1 protein-coding gene is annotated in these 507 nt (G+C 67.3%); it reads right to left on the bottom strand.

Annotated features, from left to right (window positions below; all coding sequences use genetic code 11):
* Positions 1–47: 47 nt before the first annotated feature.
* Positions 48–507 (bottom strand): cation diffusion facilitator family transporter (locus ACE04F_RS11760; protein ID WP_486106851.1); only part of this gene is annotated, 460 nt, incomplete at its 5' end.

Here is a 507-nt window from a genome sequence, read left to right as displayed (position 1 = left end):
CCCCCCCCCCCCCCCCCCCCCCCCGCCACGGTGACCGTGCTCGGGTATCAAGCGTCGGTGCGCTTTACTACCTCCAACGGATCAGCATGCACCAGCACCTCGGCCTTTGGATAAGCGCGATGGATCGCATCGGCGGCCTGGTCGCTGATGCCGTGGGCCACTGACAGGGTCAGCTCGCCGGGCAACTCCAGGTGCAGCTGCACAAACCAATGGTTGCCGGAGATTCGTGTGCGCAGGTCATGGGCGCCGATCACGCCGGGCACCGCGCAGGCCAGTTCGAGCATGTGCTGGCTGACGTCCGGCGGCAGCTCTTCATCCATCAGCACGGCGAAGCTTTCCCGGGCGATCTGCACTGCGCTCCAGAGGATGTACGCGGCGATGCCCAGGCCGAACCAGGCATCGAGCTGATACCAGCCGAACCCGGCCAGGACCAGGGCCACCAGGATGCTGCCGTTGAGCAGCAGGTCCGAGCGGTAGTGCAGCGAGTCGGCGCGCACGGCGTTGGAG

Source organism: Pseudomonas sp. AGC41, from assembly GCF_057334555.1.
The sequence above is the reverse complement of the archived record's forward strand: the minus strand, read 5'-3'. Positions and strand labels throughout refer to the sequence as shown.